General features: G+C 61.6%; 18 protein-coding genes. 10 read left to right on the top strand and 8 right to left on the bottom strand.

The window, feature by feature from the left end:
• Positions 1-13 precede the first annotated feature (13 nt).
• From HJ583_RS17215 to HJ583_RS17195, 5 genes are all read left to right on the top strand, one after another.
• Positions 14-283, top strand: coding sequence for a DUF2164 domain-containing protein (locus HJ583_RS17215; protein ID WP_170023072.1), 270 nt, complete (start codon positions 14-16; stop codon positions 281-283).
• 118 nt (positions 284-401) lie between these two features.
• The gene (uxaC, locus tag HJ583_RS17210; RefSeq protein WP_170023071.1) at positions 402-1,802 is read left to right on the top strand and encodes a glucuronate isomerase; all 1,401 of its coding nucleotides are present in this window, start codon (positions 402-404) and stop codon (positions 1,800-1,802) included.
• A gap of 141 nt (positions 1,803-1,943) precedes the next feature.
• Complete coding sequence (gene mnmC, locus HJ583_RS17205) at positions 1,944-3,854, top strand: bifunctional tRNA (5-methylaminomethyl-2-thiouridine)(34)-methyltransferase MnmD/FAD-dependent 5-carboxymethylaminomethyl-2-thiouridine(34) oxidoreductase MnmC (RefSeq protein ID WP_170023070.1); 1,911 nt, start codon at positions 1,944-1,946, stop codon at positions 3,852-3,854.
• An 8-nt stretch (positions 3,855-3,862) separates the two neighbouring features.
• Positions 3,863-4,408, top strand: coding sequence for an acyltransferase (locus tag HJ583_RS17200; RefSeq protein ID WP_170023069.1), 546 nt, complete (start codon positions 3,863-3,865; stop codon positions 4,406-4,408).
• Positions 4,408-4,917 (top strand): DNA-deoxyinosine glycosylase, encoded by a 510-nt coding sequence (locus HJ583_RS17195; protein ID WP_170023068.1) that lies wholly within the window; start codon positions 4,408-4,410, stop codon positions 4,915-4,917. The genes HJ583_RS17200 and HJ583_RS17195 overlap by 1 nt, the downstream gene beginning before the upstream one ends.
• A 47-nt stretch (positions 4,918-4,964) precedes the next feature.
• Here HJ583_RS17195 and HJ583_RS17190 read toward each other — a convergent pair whose 3' ends face one another.
• The 4 genes from HJ583_RS17190 to yjgA form a co-directional block, all read right to left on the bottom strand.
• Positions 4,965-5,225 (bottom strand): hypothetical protein, encoded by a 261-nt coding sequence (locus HJ583_RS17190; protein WP_170023067.1) that lies wholly within the window; start codon positions 5,223-5,225, stop codon positions 4,965-4,967.
• A 110-nt stretch (positions 5,226-5,335) separates the two neighbouring features.
• On the bottom strand, positions 5,336-7,507 hold the full coding sequence (locus HJ583_RS17185) for a patatin-like phospholipase family protein (RefSeq protein ID WP_170023066.1): 2,172 nt from the start codon (positions 7,505-7,507) through the stop codon (positions 5,336-5,338).
• 15 nt (positions 7,508-7,522) lie between these two features.
• Positions 7,523-8,122, bottom strand: a complete 600-nt coding sequence (mog, locus tag HJ583_RS17180; protein ID WP_170023152.1) for a molybdopterin adenylyltransferase — start codon at positions 8,120-8,122, stop codon at positions 7,523-7,525.
• Positions 8,115-8,690, bottom strand: coding sequence for a ribosome biogenesis factor YjgA (yjgA, locus tag HJ583_RS17175; protein WP_170023065.1), 576 nt, complete (start codon positions 8,688-8,690; stop codon positions 8,115-8,117). Before yjgA ends, mog begins: the two co-directional genes overlap by 8 nt.
• Positions 8,691-8,807: 117 nt before the next feature.
• Here yjgA and pmbA point away from each other — a divergent pair, with 117 nt between their 5' ends.
• Complete coding sequence (pmbA, locus tag HJ583_RS17170; protein WP_170023064.1) at positions 8,808-10,157, top strand: metalloprotease PmbA; 1,350 nt, start codon at positions 8,808-8,810, stop codon at positions 10,155-10,157.
• A gap of 117 nt (positions 10,158-10,274) precedes the next feature.
• Here the strand turns inward: pmbA and HJ583_RS17165 are convergent, their stop codons facing one another.
• Positions 10,275-11,159, bottom strand: coding sequence for a TraB/GumN family protein (locus HJ583_RS17165; RefSeq protein ID WP_170023063.1), 885 nt, complete (start codon positions 11,157-11,159; stop codon positions 10,275-10,277).
• Positions 11,160-11,177: 18 nt separating this feature from the next.
• Between HJ583_RS17165 and miaA the strand changes: the two genes are divergently transcribed.
• Positions 11,178-12,131, top strand: a complete 954-nt coding sequence (gene miaA, locus HJ583_RS17160) for a tRNA (adenosine(37)-N6)-dimethylallyltransferase MiaA (protein WP_170023062.1) — start codon at positions 11,178-11,180, stop codon at positions 12,129-12,131.
• Here miaA and HJ583_RS17155 read toward each other — a convergent pair whose 3' ends face one another.
• From HJ583_RS17155 to HJ583_RS17145, 3 genes are all read right to left on the bottom strand, one after another.
• Positions 12,132-13,055, bottom strand: coding sequence for a CobD/CbiB family protein (locus tag HJ583_RS17155; protein ID WP_170023061.1), 924 nt, complete (start codon positions 13,053-13,055; stop codon positions 12,132-12,134).
• A 75-nt stretch (positions 13,056-13,130) separates the two neighbouring features.
• Positions 13,131-13,742, bottom strand: a complete 612-nt coding sequence (locus HJ583_RS17150; RefSeq protein WP_170023060.1) for a CoA pyrophosphatase — start codon at positions 13,740-13,742, stop codon at positions 13,131-13,133.
• A 4-nt stretch (positions 13,743-13,746) separates the two neighbouring features.
• Positions 13,747-14,361: a retropepsin-like aspartic protease family protein gene (locus HJ583_RS17145; protein WP_235943910.1), complete on the bottom strand. Its 615-nt coding sequence runs from the start codon at positions 14,359-14,361 to the stop codon at positions 13,747-13,749.
• Between the two features lie 31 nt (positions 14,362-14,392).
• Between HJ583_RS17145 and HJ583_RS17140 the strand changes: the two genes are divergently transcribed.
• The 3 genes from HJ583_RS17140 to pbpC are packed head-to-tail and all read left to right on the top strand — an operon-like array spanning position 14,393 to position 18,010.
• The gene (locus tag HJ583_RS17140; RefSeq protein WP_170023058.1) at positions 14,393-15,106 is read left to right on the top strand and encodes a type 1 glutamine amidotransferase; all 714 of its coding nucleotides are present in this window, start codon (positions 14,393-14,395) and stop codon (positions 15,104-15,106) included.
• 51 nt (positions 15,107-15,157) lie between these two features.
• Positions 15,158-15,619, top strand: coding sequence for an OmpA family protein (locus tag HJ583_RS17135; RefSeq protein ID WP_170023057.1), 462 nt, complete (start codon positions 15,158-15,160; stop codon positions 15,617-15,619).
• A gap of 48 nt (positions 15,620-15,667) precedes the next feature.
• Positions 15,668-18,010 carry a penicillin-binding protein 1C gene (gene pbpC, locus HJ583_RS17130; protein ID WP_170023056.1) on the top strand — a complete coding sequence of 781 codons (2,343 nt, stop codon included), beginning with the start codon at positions 15,668-15,670 and terminating at the stop codon, positions 18,008-18,010.
• The last annotated feature ends 17 nt before the right edge of the window (positions 18,011-18,027 follow it).

The raw sequence follows: 18,027 nt of genomic DNA, 5'->3' as shown, positions 1-18,027 counted from the left end.
TGCAGAGAGCCCCATGAGCATTGAGATTTCAAAGGAGGCCCGCCAGCAGGCGATTGCTTCGATCGAACGCTATTTCATGACCCACATGGAAGAGCCGATCAGCAATCTGGCTGCCGGAGGGCTGCTCGGTTTCTTCCTGGAAGAGATTGGCCCCCTCATCTACAACAAGGCGGTCAGCGATGTACAGGCGCAGATTCAGGCCCGGGTGGCGGAAGTCGACATCGAAGTGCATGAGGAAGCATTCGGCTACTGGCAGAAATCGGGCCACTCACGCAAAACTTAGTCAGACAACTTAGGGTAAATCCGGGCTTATGGCATAATTGGTCAGACAACATAATCAGCTTTTCGCTTGCGGCCCCGGTAGATCACAGCGGCCCTCGCGCACTTCAGGAGATCAAAGCATGGCCAAAACTTTCATGGACGAGAACTTCCTGCTCGAGTCCGCCACCGCACAGAAGCTCTACCACGAGTTCGCCGCGCCGCAACCGATCATCGACTACCACTGCCACCTGCCTCCCGAGCAGATCTCCGGCAACAAGCAGTTCAAGAACATCACCGAAATCTGGCTCGGCGGCGACCACTACAAGTGGCGCTTCATGCGCTCGTCTGGCGTCACCGAGGATTTCATGACCGGCAATCAGCCGGATGAGGCCAAATTCCGCAAGTTCTGTGAAGTGCTGCCGATGGGGGTGGGCAACCCGCTCTATCATTGGAGCCACCTGGAGCTGCAACGCTATTTCGGCACCAAGACCCTGGTTTCCGCCGCCAGCGCTGACGAACTGTGGAAGCACTGCAACAGCCTGATCGGCACGCCGGAGCTCTCCGCGCGTGGTCTGATGCTGCGCTCCAAGGTGCGCGTGGTGTGCACCACCGATGATCCTGTCGATACGCTGGAACATCACAAGGCCATCGCCGCCGACGGCTTCGAAGTGAAGGTGCTGCCCACCTTCCGCCCTGACAAGGCTTTCAACATCGACCGCGTTGGCTTCCAGGACTACATCCGTAAGCTCGCCACCGTGTCTGGTGTGGCGATCAACAGCTTTGCCGACGTAACCCGTGCGCTGGATGCCCGTCTGGACTACTTCGCCGCCCACGGCTGCAAGGTCTCGGACCATGCCATCGACGTCGCCTTCTTTGCCGAAGCGTCGGAGGCCTCGCTGTCCGGCATCCTCGCCAAAGCCATGAACAATGAGGCAGTGAGCCGTGATGAGGCCGACGCCTACAAGACCGGCATCATGCTGCATCTGGGCCGCCGCTACGCCCAACGAGGCTGGGCCATGCAACTGCACATCGGCGCGCAGCGCAACAACAGCGCCCGCCAGTTCCGCAACCTTGGCCCGGACACCGGCTTCGACTCGATCGCCGATGACATCATCGCCGCCAAGCTCTCACGCTTCCTCGATGCGCTGGATGGCGATGATCAACTGCCGAAGACCATCCTCTACAACCTGAACCCGATGCACAACGAAGTGCTGGCCACCATGATCGGCAACTTCCAGGACGGCAAGGTCGTCGGCAAGATGCAGTTCGGCTCGGGCTGGTGGTTCCTAGACCAGAAGGACGGCATGACGCGCCAGCTGACCGCGCTGTCGCAACTCGGCAACCTCGGCGCCTTCATCGGCATGCTGACGGATTCGCGCAGCTTCCTGTCCTACACCCGCCACGAATACTTCCGCCGCATCCTCTGCAACATGATTGGCGGCTGGGTCGAAAACGGCGAATACCCGCAGGACTGGGCACAGCTGCAAAAGATCATCGAAGGCATTTGCTACAAGAACGCCGAGGCCTACTTCCAGTTCTGATTCCTGTTCCGGACCGAAGCCATCTTTGGCAACATCTTGAGTCTGGCAATGGACAAACGTTTCATCCAAGCCCCGCCGTGTGCGGGGCTTTTTACTGTCCGCGCCTGCTAAACTTCCGCGACTTCCGAATCCCTCAAATCTGTGACACCGCTCCAGCCCGCCTCCCTGCAGTTCTCCGCCGAAGGCGTCCCGTTCTCCAGCGAGTATGGCGACGTCTACCATTCGGCCAGTGGCGCGCTGGCCCAGGCTGAGCACGTCTTCCTGGCCGGCAACGGCCTGCCCCTCCGCTGGCAGGGACGCGAAACTTTCGTCATCGTTGAAACCGGCTTCGGCCTTGGCAACAATTTTCTCGCCACCTGGCAAGCTTGGCGCGCCGACGCGCAAGCCTGTAAGCGCCTGCATTTCATCTCGGTCGAAAAACACCCCTTCACCGCAACGGACCTTACCAGCGGACTGGCGTGCTCCGGGGCCCCCACCGAACTGGCTGAACAGCTCTGCTCACGCTGGCCTTTGCCACTTCCGGGCATGCACCGGATCGAATTCGACGGCGGCCGTGTGATCCTGAGCCTGCTTTTCGGCGAGGCCGAGCAAGCCTTGCAGCAGATTGCTGGGCGCGCAAACGCCATCTTTCTGGACGGCTTCGCGCCGGCGAAGAATCCACAAATGTGGTCAGATGGGGTATTCCGGGCACTAGCCAGTCTGGCCGACAGCGACACCACCCTGGCAACCTGGTCCGTTTCCTCTGCCGTGCGTGAAGGTCTCACCCAAGCGGGATTTGTAGTCGAAAAGACTCAAGGCTTCTCCGGCAAACGCGAAATGCTGCGCGGTCATTATCGTGCGAACCGGCCGCCCTTGGCCGCAATCTCAGAACGTCGCGTACTGGTGATCGGAGCGGGGCTCGCAGGCTCGGCAATTGCCGAACGCCTCGCGGCACGTGGCTTCAGCGTCGACATTCTGGAAGCCCAGGAAGACATCGCGCAGGGCGCCTCTGGCAATCTGGCAGGAGCTTTTCGCCCGCTGCCGAGCAAGGACGACAATCTGCTCTCGCGTATCACCCGAGCCGGCTTTTTCTACGGTCTGCAGCATCTGGCCAGCTTGCAGGCGCGGGGCCATGAAGTTCTATGGGAACCCTGCGGCGTGCTGCATCTGGCCCGCAGTGCTGATCAGGAGCGTAAGCAACAAACTGTGTGCGAAAGCCTGGCCTTCCCGAGCGCTTATCTGGGCTGGGTGAATGCCGCCGAAGCCACCCTCAAGGCAGGCCATACCGCCTCATTCGGTGGCTGGTGGTTTCCACGGGGAGGCTGGATCCAGCCACGCAGTCTGGTCGCTGCAAATATCGCGGCAGGTAGTGCGCGCATCCGTCTACACGCGGGCCTGTCTGTCGCCAGACTGCGTCGCGAAGCTGGAGCGTGGCAAGCACTGGCCAGCGATGGCGCTGTCCTCGCTGCGGCACCGCAGGTGGTCCTCGCCAACGCCCACGATGTGCGCCGCCTGGCAGAAGCTGACTGGTTGCCGCTGCGCGCCGCACGTGGCCAGGTCAGTCATCTGCCGATGGCTCAGCTCGCACCGCTGGGTGTGGTGGTGTGCGGTCAGGGCTATATCACGCCAGGCATCGGCGGCCATGCCGCACTCGGCGCGAGTTTTGTCGTCGATGATTTCGACCTGGCCTTGCGTGAAGACGAACATGCCGAAAACCTCGCCAAGCTCGGCCGCATGCTGCCGGGCATGGCGGGCGAACTCGGCAGCACGGAGCTGGAAGGCAGAGTCAGCCTGCGCCCGGTGTCGCTGGACCGTTTGCCGATGGTCGGCCAGTTGCCCGCCGTGACCCATGGCGATGGCTTCAATCTGGATAGCCTGCCGCGCACCGAAGGCTTGTGGATGCTGACCGGCTTCGGCGCTCGCGGCCTAGTCTGGAGCAGTTTGTGCGGCGAATTGCTGGCCGCCCGCATGTGTGGTGAGCCTCTGCCGATCGAAAGCGAGCTGGCTGAAGCCATGGACCCGGCCCGTTTCGTGATCCGCCCGCCCACTCGACTCGCCTTCGGCACGGAATAGTCGCCAGCATGATCGCCCTTTTGCGCCGCTTCTATCGCCGTATCACTGGTCGTGATCCCTTGGCCCGCCTGATCGCGCGCGGGCTGAAGGTCGGCCGCAACTTCTACATGCAGGACGGCTGCACCATCGATGCCAGCCACTGCTGGCACATCCGCATCGGCGACGACGTCACCCTCGGCCCCAACGTCACCTTGCTGGCGCATGACGCCAGCACCAAACGTGCGCTGGGCCATGTACGGCTCGGCAAGCTCGAGATCGGCAGCCGGGTGTTCATTGGCGCCGGCAGCATCGTCCTTCCCGGCGTGAAGATCGGCGATGATGTGATCATCGGTGCGGGCAGTGTGGTGACGCACAACATCCCCTCGGGGCAACTGGCAGCCGGCAATCCCGCCCGGGTTCTGGGCAGCAGCGCCGATTATCTGGAGCGCCAACGCCAGTTGATGAGAAGCGCGCCGAATTTTGGCGAGGCCTACACCCTTCGCGGTGGGGTGAGTGCAGAGATGAAGGCCGAGATGAACCGTCGCATGGGAGACGGGCCAGGCTATATCGTGTGATGACCCGCCTGGAAGCGTTTCCTCCAATCGCCACACCAGAGGCGAAAATCCTGATCCTCGGCAGCATGCCGGGCGCGGCTTCCCTTGGCGCACAGCGCTACTACGCGCATCCGCACAACCAGTTCTGGCCGATCATGGCCAGCCTCCTCGGCTTTGACCCCACGCTCGACTACGCCAGCCGCTGCGACAGACTCAACGCAGCCGGCATCGCCGTGTGGGATGTGCTGAAGAGCTGCAACCGGCAAGGCAGCCTAGACTCTGCGATCGAGCGCGACAGTATCGTGGTGAACGATTTCAGCCACTTTTTCACGACGCATCCTAAGCTACAAGAGATCTTCTTCAACGGTTCGGCCGCAGAGCAGTTGTTCCGCAAACATGTGGCTATAAGCATATTGCCTGGGAGGCTACGCCTGCAGCGCCTGCCCTCGACCTCTCCCGCACACGCCAGCCTGCGACCGGAAGCCAAGCTGCAACACTGGCGCCAAGCCCTTCAGGCCGTCCGCCAATGAAAACGGGCAGCCGCAGCTGCCCGAATACACCTTGGCTGAAACCGGCCTTACTTGGCCGTATTCCAGGAAGCCCCCTTACCATCGCTGGTGAGCTTGCACTGCACCTTCACGCCAGACACGCTGGCCACCGTTCCCACGGCCTGGAAGTTGCCCAGATCGCCGTTGTAGCACTGGGGCGCGGCCACTGCGGGTGCGGCAGCGGCCACCGGCGCGGGCGCTACTGCAGCAACCGGAGCCGGTTGGGTTTCGGGGCTGCTGGCACAGGCAGCGGTCAACAGGAACAGCGAAGCAACAAGAATCGAACGCATGAAGAACTCCAGTGGTCATCGGACGGTGAATGCCCTGCGCTTGCCGGGCCAACCGTGATGATCCGCCTTGAGTATTACGGTTTCATGAAGCGTCACATGACTGGACTGTTTCAGGGCGTGCCGATGAACAGGTACCAGTGCGAAGGAGCATTGCGCACATGCCCCCAGCCAAGATACATCAGGCCGAAAGGTGTTTCGCCGCCGAAATAGACGGCATTGGCTTGCTGCCAGCCCGCGCGCTGAGTTTCGGTATAGCGGTAACCCATCCGGCCCATTTCCATGGTGGCCCCGAAACGTAGATCGCCGCGCATACCCAGTGGCATGCGCCCGACGATGCGCTCCACACCAATCAGACCAAAACGCAAGGAATCGCCCAGCATCTGATCGTTGTAAAACCCGGAGAGGTTCTTGAAGCCTCCCAGCTTGGCTGCATCGTACAAGGGCAGCTGCCCACTTGGAGAGTCCACCAAGCGCACCTGGCCATTCAGAACGAAATCATTCCACGTGTGAGCGGCTTTCGCCTCACCGGCGACCTTGCTGTAATTCTCGTTCAGCGATTCGAAATAACTGGCACTGAATGCCCAGCCCCGCTGCGGGAAATACAGGCGGTCGAACTGGTCCATGTCGGCGCGCAGCTCCCCGCCACTGGTCCAGGTGCGCGTGTTCGGCATGAGCGGGATGCCGGTATCAAACTCGTATTCGCTCATCCTGGTCAGCCAGCCCGCACGTAACTGACCGACGGATCCGAGAGCAAGCCCGCCTGCCACCCGCCCCTCAAAAGTACGCAGCTGATACTCGGAATAGCGTTTGTCGTTCTGGTAGATATCCTGACGTGTACGCCGGAACATCATCGCCGGCTCCACGAAGAAGCGCTGCAGGGGTTCGACAGGTTGATACCAATCCACACCAACGGCTGCGGTATGCCCCACCTCGCCAGTGAACAGCAGTTCTCCGCCCAGCGAATTCAACCAGGTCTTGTGATAGGCACCACGCAAGCTGAAGGTAGCATCGCTCCCCAGCACGCTATCCAGCCTCATGCCGAAACGCATGTAATCCGGACCCCAGGACTTCTCGACCGGCATCACTTTCAGGATGTTTTTATCTCGCTCGCTCTGCACACTGTAATCGACCGATTCGTAAGCCCCGTCGCCATAGACACGCAACAGGTCTTTCTCGATCATGCTCGGCTCCAGCTCCTTGCCATTTTTCTGTTTGAGATGGCGCGTAACCGCTTCCGGATGCACATATTTCAGTTCAGCGACCTGCACCTCGCTGATCGGCGCGCGCTCAGTGGGGCGCGCCTCAAACTGCGTCCGCCAGGCCACATAAGCGTCCTCAGATACAGCCAGGCGGCGCAGTTGCGGCACGATGGACTCGGCGGCTTTGCGGCCACGATCCGCGATTTCTGAATTACGTGGGAAATCCCCCGCACCGAGACCTTCAAGATCCGGCCGCAGATAGATATCGCGCTCCTTGTCGATGCTCGCGATGGAACGTGCCACGTTCTGTTCGGTGAGGATGTTGATCATCTGCGCCGACACACTGATCAAGGAGCCGACATCCTCAGCCTTGAGCAAGGGCGAGCCGACATTAATGGCGATCACGGTGTCCGCATTGCACAACGTGCGAGCCTCCTGCACCGGCAGGTTGTCCACCAGGCCGCCATCCACGAACTTGCGATCGCGATAAGTGACCGGCGAAAGCAGGCCCGGCACCGACATGCTGGCACGCATGGCCAGGGTCAGGCTCCCATCCCGAAACACCACCCGATCCCCGGTCCCGATATCCGTGGCGATGATGGCCAGCGGCATCGATAGCTTTTCAATCATCGGCTCGCCGTACTCGGCACGCACCACCCGGTTGAAGAACAACTTGATCTTCTGCCCGGCGACCACGCCAGGCTGATACTGCAGGCCCTTGCCGGTTACGCCGGTTTCCGAACCCGGCAGATAGCGCTGCGATACGACATGATTGCGATAACTGAGCTCCGAATAGGCCGGATTGTCCTGAAACATATCCACCCAGTCCGCCGAGGCCAGCATCTTGCGCATTTCATCCGGCTTCAGACCAACTGCAAAGGCCCCTGCAACAAGAGCACCCATGCTGGTGCCTGCCACGCAATCGATCGGAATCCGTTCGCGCTCGAGCACTTCCAGCACCCCGATATGGGCAGCGCCACGCGCCCCACCGCCACCGAGCACAAGCGCCACACGAGGACGAAGCTCGGCCGCTGATGCAACACATGAGAACAGGAGAGCAAGGGCAAGGATCAGGCTGCGCATGAGCAATTCCAGGACTTATGCTGCGCCGCTGGCGGTTGGCCGCTGCGCACTCTTCGGACGAAAAGCCTTGCAGACATCCGACCGGGTTTCGACATAGGGACCGCCGATCAGATCAAGGCAATAAGGCACTGCGGCGAAAATGCCTTCCACCAGCAATTTGCCTTCCGCGTCACGCAGACCTTCGAGCGTTTCGCGGATCGCCTTGGGCTGCCCCGGCAGATTGATGATCAGACTCTGGCCACGGATGACGGCAGTCTGCCGTGACAGAATTGCCGTCGGTACGAAATGCCGCGAGATCCGCCGCATTTCCTCACCAAAGCCCGGCATTTCCTTGTGCGCCACGGCCAGAGTGGCTTCCGGCGTTACATCACGCAGCGCCGGGCCGGTGCCGCCAGTAGTCACGATCAAATGACAGCCGGCCACATCAGCCAACTCGATCAGGGTCTGTTCGATTACAGCCTGTTCATCCGGGATCAATCGCTGTTCGGCTCGCCACGGAGAGTGCAGCGCAGCGGCAAACCACTCCAGCAGCGCCGGAATGCCCTTGTCCTCATAGACTCCGGTGGACGCCCGGTCACTGATCGACACGAGGCCGATGCGCAAACCCTCACTCACCGTGGTGACCTGCGTGATCATGCCCCTCGTCCTCACTATGGTGGTGCGGATGCTCGGTAGCGACTCCGCCCTCTTCCATCTCGCGCAGAATCTGGAAAATTTCGCGGTAGGCCTTCGGCGGCTTGTTCTCGCTGCGCTCCTTGATTGCATTACGGCGTAACTGGCGCATCCGGTGCAGATCGGCAGCCGGATAGAGGTTGCCGATTTCGGTCAGCATGGTCTCGTCTTCAAGAAAGCGCTCGCGCAATTTTTCGAGGCGATGCATGCGCGCCACTTCGGCGTGAGACTTGCCCTCGATCACATCCAGAGCGGCCTGGATCGGGCCGATTTCTTCGCTGCGCATTAACTTGCCGATGTACTGGAGCTGACGCGCGCGCGCACCGTTGGCAGTGAGGCGGGCCATCTCGACCAAGGCTTCGCGCAGGTTGTCGGACATCGGCACTTTCTTGAGGCGCGCCGGCCCGTATTCCGTGAGCTTCTTGCCCAGGTCCTGAAGGGCGTCCATATCGCGCTTCTTCTGCGACTTGGAGACGAAATAACTGTCTTCTGATTCTTCGTGCTTGTGCATATCGGGGTTTGGCGCGTCTGCTCACGCCGCCTTGCAGCAGCTGAAGTGCAGTGAGATGCGCCTGAAGAGGCCTTAAACGGTAAGATTATAGCCCCTCGCATCTGCATCCCCCTCCTCATGTCCAGGAAGAACAACAGCTTCAGCTATTCCCAGTCCGAACTTCACGACATTTCCCAGGACATCCTCGCCTACGCGGCTTCGCGTGGCGCCAGCGCCTGCGAAACCGACATTTCCGAAGGCTTTGGTCAGACGGTCACCGTCCGCTGTGGCAATCTAGAAACCATCGAGTACAACCGTGACAAAGGCATCGGCGTCACGGTCTATCAAGGACAGCAGCGCGGCCATGCCAGCTCATCGGACTTCTCGCGCGAGGCCTTACATGCCACCGTGGACGCTGCTCTGTCGATCGCCAGTTTTACCGCCCCTGATCCGGCCGCGGGCCTCGCCGACGAAGCCTTGCTGTGGCGCGGAAAGAAGATGGACCTCGATCTCTACCATCCCTGGCGGATTGACACCGACCAGGCCGCCGAAATTGCCCAGCGCTGTGAATCCGCTGCGTTTGCGGTCAGCCCTGAAATCCGTAACTCGGATGGCGCCAGCGTCTATGCCCAGCAATCCCAGTTCATGGCAGCCAACAGCCTGGGCTTCTGTGCCGGCTTCGCCACTTCCCGCCATTCTGTTTCGGTCGGCGTGATTGCCGGCGAAGGTGATTCGATGCAAACAGGTGACTGGTACAGCTCGATGCGCGATCCACAGGAGCTCGCCGATCCTGCCGCCATCGGCGACTACGCCGCGCGTCGCGCACTCTCACGCCTGGGATCGCGTCGCATCAAGACCTGTGAAGTCCCGGTGATCTTCGAAGCGCCGCAAGCCTGTGGCCTTCTGGGTAGCTTCGTGCAGGCCGTCAGCGGCGGCAGTCTCTATCGAAAGGCCAGCTTCCTGATGGATTCGCTTGGCAAACCAGTATTCTCCGCCAACGTCCATATCGACGAATTGCCGCATATCCCAAAGGCGCTCGGCAGCACCCCTTTCGACGATGAAGGCGTGGCAACGCGCGAGCGCAAACTGGTGGACGCCGGCGTGCTCAATGGCTATTTCCTCGGCAGCTATTCGGCCCGCAAGCTGGGCATGCAGACCACGGGCAATGCCGGCGGCTGTCACAACCTGATCCTGCGCGCCGGCGACAAGAGCCTTTACGAGCTGGCGCGCGAGATCGGCCGCGGCCTCTTGGTCACCGAACTGCTGGGCCAGGGCGTGAATTACGTTACAGGGGATTACTCCCGTGGCGCAGCCGGGTACTGGATTGAAAACGGAGAGATCTGCTACCCGGTGCAGGAAATCACCATTGCCGGCAATCTGCGCGATATGTTCCGCAACATCGTTGCCATCGGCAATGACACGATTGTCCGTGGTGGCAAACAATGCCCCTCGCTGGTAATCGGCAAAATGACCATCGCCGGGGAATAAGGCTGACAGGCGCTTAACAAAGCGCCTTCATCCTTCTTTTGAAACAATACGCCAAGACAGGCCTCCCGCCGCACTACAGCGCATGGCACGAAGTATTACTTCGGTGGCGGCCTGAAATCAGTCCCCGTCGCTCAGCTGGCGCAGCTTGAAGCCTTGCTGCGCCAGCAGGGCCGGCACCCCTTTGGGGCCGACCAGATGCGCTGCGCCAACCACCACAAAGAGTTTGCGTGAGGCGGGCAGGAATTGCTTCTGCAGCTTGTCGGCCATTTCAGCGTTGCGCCGATCCAGCAATTCATAAGTAATGCTCGAGCCTTTCGGCGCACCTTCTGCCGTCAAACGTTCAAGGGCGCTGGTATCGCCCCGCTGCCAAGCTTGGCGCATTTCCTCGAACATGCCGGGCAAACGGCCGGCATTCACCTGTTGCAGCAAGAGCTGCAGCGCCTCAAGCTGCTCGTGCTCACTGCCAGCAGAAGCCGCCGCAATCTGGCGTTCCACGCTTTCAAGCTCCAGCACCTTCTTGCCTTGCGCGCGAGCGCGTTCCAAGGCCCACAGATCGATCCCCTGTGAGACATCAAAACCGGCCTGCTGCGCAGCCTGCAGAGTGATGGTCAGACTCAGCATCCAGGGACGAAAGCCCGCCATCATGGGTGCTGGCAAGCCCAATTTTTCGAGACTGCGCTCCAGTACCTGCCATTGCCCGGCTGACATTTTCCGCTGCAGGCTATCGCCCGCCGGATACATGCCAGCTGTCAGCAAGCCCAGTTGGGCTTCACTGCGAGCCGGATCAAGTTCCAGCACCAGTGCATCACTGGCATCCAGGCGACGCGTCACACTGGCGCTCAAAGGAAAGCAGCTCGCCTTGCAGACGTGGATCGATCCGAACAAGTACACTGTGCCCTTCGCACTGCTGGCCTCCCACAGCATCAGGCGCTCACTTGCCAATGCGAAAGGGCTGCCTAGCAACCCGACCATCAATCCCAACACCGCCACAATCCTGTACATCCTTACGCTCCTGTCCTGATGTCCGATACCCGCCTGCAAGCTGTTCTCCTGATGGGCCCTACCGCCAGCGGCAAGACTGCCGCCGCCCTGCATCTGGCCCGTCAGTCGCCGATCGAGATCATCAGCGTGGATTCCGCCCTGGTGTTCCGCGACATGAACATCGGCACAGCCAAGCCGGACGAGGAAGAACTGGCGCAATGTCCGCATCATCTCATCGACATCATCACGCCGGAAGAAGCTTACTCAGCCGCGCGTTTTTGCAGTGATGCCCAGCGCCTCATCGGCGAGATCTGCGCCCGCGGCCAGCTGCCCGTGCTGGCTGGCGGCACCATGCTGTATTTCAAGGCATTGCTAGAAGGACTATCGGACTTGCCGCAGGCTGATGCCGCCCTGCGGCAGGAGATCGAAGAGCATGCTGCTCGTGCAGGCTGGCCAGCCCTGCACGCGGAACTCGCCCGCCTTGATGCGGCCGCTGCCAGCCGCCTGAATCCGAATGATGCCCAGCGCATTCAGCGCGCGCTGGAAGTTGTACGCCTGACCGGCCGCCCCCTGGCGGAGAGCTACGCCCAGCGTGAGAGCACGAGCCCAGCCATTGACTACCTGCCACTGGCGCTCCAGCCAGCTGAACGTAGCGTACTGCACACCCGCATCGCCCAGCGCTTCGATGCCATGCTGGATGAGGGCTTTGAAGAGGAAGTTAGGCAATTACGCACGCGCTATCGCCTGGACATCGAAATGACCTCGATGCGTTGCGTTGGCTATCGCCAGATGTGGGAATACCTCGACGGCGAAGTGGATGCCGCCACAATGCGCGAAAAAGGCATTGCCGCCACCCGCCAACTGGCCAAACGCCAGATCACCTGGCTGCGGCAATTCCGCGAAAACTGGAGCGGCTATCAGGAGTTCGACAGTCTCGATGCGCAACATCTGGCGCAACTCGAGGCGGCGCTCAGCGCCTGGCGCGAAACCTGATTAGGCAGCCAGGCGGGACAGACTCAGGAACACCAGCGCCAGCACGTTGAGCACCAGAGTGCGCCGCACGAGCCCCACAAAGCTCTGCAGATAGGCAACTTCAGCCTCGTCGCCCGCGCCCAGGAGCGGTCGATCCAGAATTTCGCCGCTCTCCTGCACCGGTTGGCCGACCTGCACACCCAGTGCCCCCGCACCCGCAGAGATGAGAATGCCTTCGTTGCGGTCCGGCCAGCTGCTTGCCTGGGTCCGCCAGCAGTGCGCGGCATCTTCAAAGTCACCCACAATGGCAAAAGCCATCGCGGTAATCCGTGCTGGCAGCCATTCGATCACCGCAAAGGCACGCCGTGCGAATGCACCGAAATCACCGATCTCCGGATCACTACGCGCGCCCCATTCGCGGTTGAAAAAATCCGCCATGCGATACAACACTGCGCCACTGGGCCCCGGCAGAAGCAGGAAACAGACAACAATCGCGAACACCTGACGATGAGCACCGACAATGCCCTTCTCGAGCGTGAGGCGCACGATTTCCTCGCTACTGCTCTGATCATGCAGATGGCCACGCCATTCACCGATCAGCTTGCGCGCATGCTGCAGATCCTGCGCTCGCAAGGCCGCATGGATGCGCGTGAAGTAGTGACTGCTGTGACGAAAACCCATCGTGCAATAGAGCAGCGCAATGTTGAAGAGCAGCGCGGCGAGCGGATGGATGGCATAGAGCAGAAAATGGATCAGGGCCGATAGCAGCACCGGCGGCAGCACCATCACACACCACGCAATCATGCCGTGGTGGGCTTTGCCATCGTTGAAGCGCCCTTCGAAGAAACGCCCTAGCGCGGCCAGCGCCGGATAGAGAAAGCGTGTCGCATTCAGCGGGCGGAACTGTTCAAGAACCAGCGTGAGGATGATCGCGAGCAGGGTCATCGGAAAACCAGCGGAAGAATCTCGGGAAAGCGCCTTGCCATCAGGGCGCAGGCGGGGAAGATAGCATAGGCCCCGTCAGCCCGCCCGGCCTTGTGGCGCTTTGGTCACATCATCGAGCAGGAAAGCCGCAAACATGGCCAGGATTCCTGCCGTGGCGCCCCAGATGAAACGCCCTCCATGCGGTACGGCATGAACACGGCGCTCGCCCTCACGCCAGCGAACGCGATGCAACTGGTAATTTTCGCGTTGCAGCAGGAATTCCAGCGGCACCTCGAAAACCTCGGCTACTTCGAAATCATCCAGGCGTAACGCGGGATCTCCGAGCAGCAGGCCAACGACCGGCGTAATGCGAAAACCACTCGGCGTCCCAAACTCCGGCAACACTCCAAGCACTTCGACGCAAGCCGGGTCGAGACCAATCTCCTCCTGCGATTCACGCAGGGCGGTCTGGATCAAGGAAGTGTCCGCCTCTTCACGACGGCCGCCCGGAAAACTGATCTGCCCCGCATGGTGATTGAGATGATCGGTACGCCGGGTCAGCAGTACCTGCAAGCCATTCTCGGCTGAGCGCACCGGCAACAATACGGCCGCTTCGGCCTGATGCTCGCTCAGAGGCCAGGTCTCATGCCAGGCAAACTCGGCCAGATGCGCAAACCGTGCGCGCAGGGCAAGGATGTCGTGAGCCATACCGTCAGTAACGTTGGGTCAGCACCATGGTGCTGCCATCCCGGCGCATTTCCATCCGGTTCAGAAAACTCATCCCGAGCAGCACATAAGGCATATCTACCTGCATCACGGCGCCCTCAACATCGTTGAGGAGAATGTCACCGATTCGCACATTGCGGATCCGTACCCGCCACATCGGCACCACACCATTGGCAGTACCGGCCATACCCGGCTCGCCCTTGCGAAAATCGATACCGGCAGCCATTGCGGTAGACGCCCCCATCGCGACCGAAGAGGCTCCCGTATCAACCAGGAAAGTCACATTGGCGCCATTGATGCTGCCAGAGGTGCTGAAGTGCCCCCGGACATCAGAGACCAGCGTCACCTGCTTGGCAGCACTGTTTCGCTCACCCACGCTGACGGGAGAGTCGCCCATCCGCAAGCGCGAGCGCTGGCCGCGAATCTCGATCTCGGCGGTATCGCTGCTCACACTCAGGAGCTTCACATCGCCAACGAGCTGCCCCACGGCAAGGGTACGCGGAGCACCGCCATCGATCACCAGCAAGGCCTTGCTGCCCAACACCCCCACCAAAGCCACCTCGGCTGCCACCGCATGCCCAGCCAAAATCGCTAGAATCATTGCCATTGCGCAGCGCAGCATCGTCATCATCATGAAACCCATCGCAGTATTCCAGCACAGCCCGCTGGTAGGGCCCGGCCATTTTGCCAGCTTCCTCGACGCCCGCAAGCTGCCCTGGCAGCACATTCGCATAGACCAGGGCGCAACCGTGCCGGATTCAGCTGCGCCCTTTGCAGGTTTGTGCTTCATGGGCGGCGAAATGAGCGTGAATGATGAGCTGCCATGGATCACGCAGGAGCTGGCCCTGATCCGCGAAGCCGTAGCCCTGGACATCCCGGTTATCGGACACTGCCTTGGCGGGCAGCTGATGGCCAAGGCACTCGGCGGCACGGTGACACGCAATCCGCAGCGTGAGATCGGCTGGGGCCGGGTAGAGCTTGCGGTCAACGCCACCGCTCGCCACTGGCTGGGAGAGTTGTCGGACTTTGACAGTTTTCACTGGCACAACGAGACCTTCACCCTCCCGGCTGCGGCTGTGCCACTTTTCTCCAGCGCCTTCTGCGCCAATCAGGCCTTTGCCCTGGGGCCACATCTCGGCATGCAATGCCATGTGGAGATGACCGAAAGCCTGATCACAAGCTGGGCTGCAGAATGGTCCCATGATCTAGCGGTGGAGCCCACCTCTCCCGCCCCGGTGCAGAGCCGCAGCGCCTTGCTCGCCGAGCTACCAAGCAAGCTGCCGGCGATGCGCGCCGTTGCCGAACATCTGTATGAGCGCTGGCTCCTGAATGTGCATACGAAATGAGTTGCGCGTATCCTTCGCGTCTTCAAAAAAAGAATTTTTCCCGGAGAGAACATGGAGAAAGATGAACAGATCGGGCTCGTCGTACTGATTGGCGGCCTGGTACTGGCCTGCGTGCTGGCAGTGATCAGTTTCGGTGTCTACACCACCTCACCCGGCTACCGGAATGTATCGGTCAAAACCCAAGCCGGCATACCGCAGGGCGAGCCGGTGGCACGCATCTACTTCAATCTCGGCAGCGACGAATTGCCCGAAGAGGCCGGTGGAGCCATCCAGACCCTGAAGGAAAAAATCGCGGCCAATCCGAAGGCGCAGGTGCTGATTTCCGGTTTTCACGATCCCTCCGGCGATCCAGTCAAGAACGCTGAATTGGCCAAGGAGCGCGCCATGGCAACCCAGAAAGCCCTGATCGGGGTCGGCGTGCCGGCAGAGCGCATCGTGCTGCGCAAGCCGGAGCAGCTCACCGACACCGCTGATATGCAGGAAGCACGCCGCGTGGATATCCACCTGCAATAAACCGCATCGCTCTGAAGCAAATGCCGGCTCACGCCGGCATTTCTTTTCATGCCCCACTTCCTGCACCTGCGCACCCTTCTTCGTCAAAGCCTCGCCTGGCTGCGCCGCCATCCGCTGCGCGGTGGCCTGGCCCTGCTGCTGACCCTCGGTCTCCTGGCGGATCAGCTCTTCCCTTTGCCGCTGCCACGTAACGAATCCGCTCAGGTCGTACTGGCCAGCGATGGCAGCAGTCTGCGCAGCTGGCCCGGGCGCGACGGCATCTGGCGCCACCCTGTTGCCATTGAGGCGGTCTCGCCGCTTTATCTGGAAGCCCTGCTGGGCTACGAGGATCGCTGGTTCCACTACCATCCGGGTGTAAATCCGGCCGCCCTGCTACGCGCCGCCCTGCAATGGGCAAGGCACGGCCACATCATTTCGGGTGGCTCCACGCTGAGCATGCAGGTAGCCCGCATCATCGAGCCGCCAGGTCGCAGCCTTGGCGGCAAGCTACGCCAGATCCTGCGCGCGCTGCAGCTTGAATTGCATTTCTCGAAGCGTGAGATTCTAGGCTTGTATCTGAATCGTGCTCCGATGGGCGGCATCGTTGAGGGCGTGGAAATGGCCAGCCGGATGTATCTGGGCAAGCCATCCTCACATCTAAGTGCCGCCGAGGCCGCCCTACTGGTCGTACTGCCCCAGGCTCCCTCGCGCCTGCGCCCGGACCGCTTCCCTGCAAAAGCCCAGCAAGCACGCGACAAGGTGCTCAAGCGGATGGCGGAGCTTGGCGTATGGACGCCAGCCGCGGTGGAGGACGCCCGGATCGAACGTGTCGGTGTGAATCCGCTGCGCGCGCGTTGGGTAGCGCCGCTGGCCGCCGAGCGTCTACGCCAGTTATATGCAGGCGGCCATGCCCCGCTCATCCGTTCTACGCTAGATGCAGAAACCCAGAGTACGGTCGAGCGTCTGCTGCTGGATCGCGTTGAACAACTGCCACCACGTGTGTCGATGGCGGTGCTGGTGATGGAGACGGCCAGCCTGGAGGTGCGTGCCTACGCAGGTTCGGCAGACTTCAGCGATGCCCAGCGCTTCAATCATGTGGACATGGTGCGTGGCCTGCGCTCGCCTGGCTCCACTCTGAAGCCCTTCCTGTATGCGATGGCGCTGGATGAAGGCCTAGTCCATTCCGAAAGTCTGCTCAGCGACGCACCGCAATCCTTCGCTGGCTACGAGCCGGGCAACTTCCAGGCTAACTTCTCAGGTCCGGTCAGCGTGGCCGAAGCCTTGCAACGCTCACTCAACGTGCCGGCAGTCGACCTGCTCGACCGTCTTGGCCCGCAGCGCTTCGCTGCCCTGCTCCATAACGGAGGGCTGCCACTGCGCTTGCCTGCCGGCAGCGAACCGAACCTGTCGATCATCCTGGGCGGCGCCGGCGCACGCCTGGAGGAACTCGTCGGCGCTTACCGTGCCCTGGCCGCCGGCGGGCTCAGCGGCCAGCCTCGCCTCACCCCTGAGGCACCCCGCATCGAGCGGCGCATCATGAGCGAGGGCGCGGCTTTCATCGTGCGCGACATCCTCGAAACCGGCGGCCATCCGGATCGCCCCTTTCACGAAGGCGCGACTCATCGCCTGGCCTGGAAGACCGGCACCAGCTTCGGCTTCCGCGACGCCTGGGCGATCGGGGTGAGTGATTCCCATACCGTCGGCGTATGGGTGGGACGCCCGGATGGCACACCTAATCCGGGTTTCTTCGGCGCCAACATCGCCGCCCCACTGCTGCGCGAGCTGATTGCCGCCCTGCCCGCTGGGCCTGCCACGCCGCGCCAGCGGCCCGCCAGCGTCAGCACCGCAACCATCTGCTGGCCGCTGGGCACCGCGCTTGATGCCACACCGGCGGAATACTGCCCTGAAAAGCGCACCGCCTGGATACTGGCCGGTGCCATCCCGCCGACCTTGCCGGAACGCGATGCCCGCCCGGGCCTGGTCGAAACGGCCTGGATCAACCCGCTCAACGGCCTGCGCACCAGCCCGGCCTGCCAGCCAAGTGCCCAAACCCGCGAGATCCTGCGCTGGCCCGCGCATCTCGAACCCTGGCTGAGCCCGGCCCGCCAGTCAGTCCTCGAATGGGACCCTGCTTGCCGTCAGGCACTCGGAGTCGGCCCCTTACGACTACACGGCATTGCCAGCGGCGCACGCCTGCGGGCTACTCCAGGCAGGCGCGAAGCCGAGCTGAGCCTGCATGCCAGCGGCGCAAGCGGGCGCGTGTATTGGTTGCTTGACGGTGCCTTGCTGCGCCCGGCCAGCACTGACGGCAATTTGTTGCTGCGCCTGAGCACCCCGGGCGAGCACCGCCTCAGTGTGGTCGATGATGCCGGCCGCCACGCCAGCGCGCATTTTGAATTCCGCCGCGATTGATCCGACGGGCAAGGCTT

The sequence above is a fragment of the Uliginosibacterium aquaticum genome (assembly GCF_012972705.2).
Taxonomy (GTDB): Bacteria; Pseudomonadota; Gammaproteobacteria; order Burkholderiales; family Rhodocyclaceae; genus Uliginosibacterium; species Uliginosibacterium aquaticum.
Note: the sequence above shows the minus strand (reverse complement) of the source record. Positions and strands in the feature narration are given on the sequence as shown.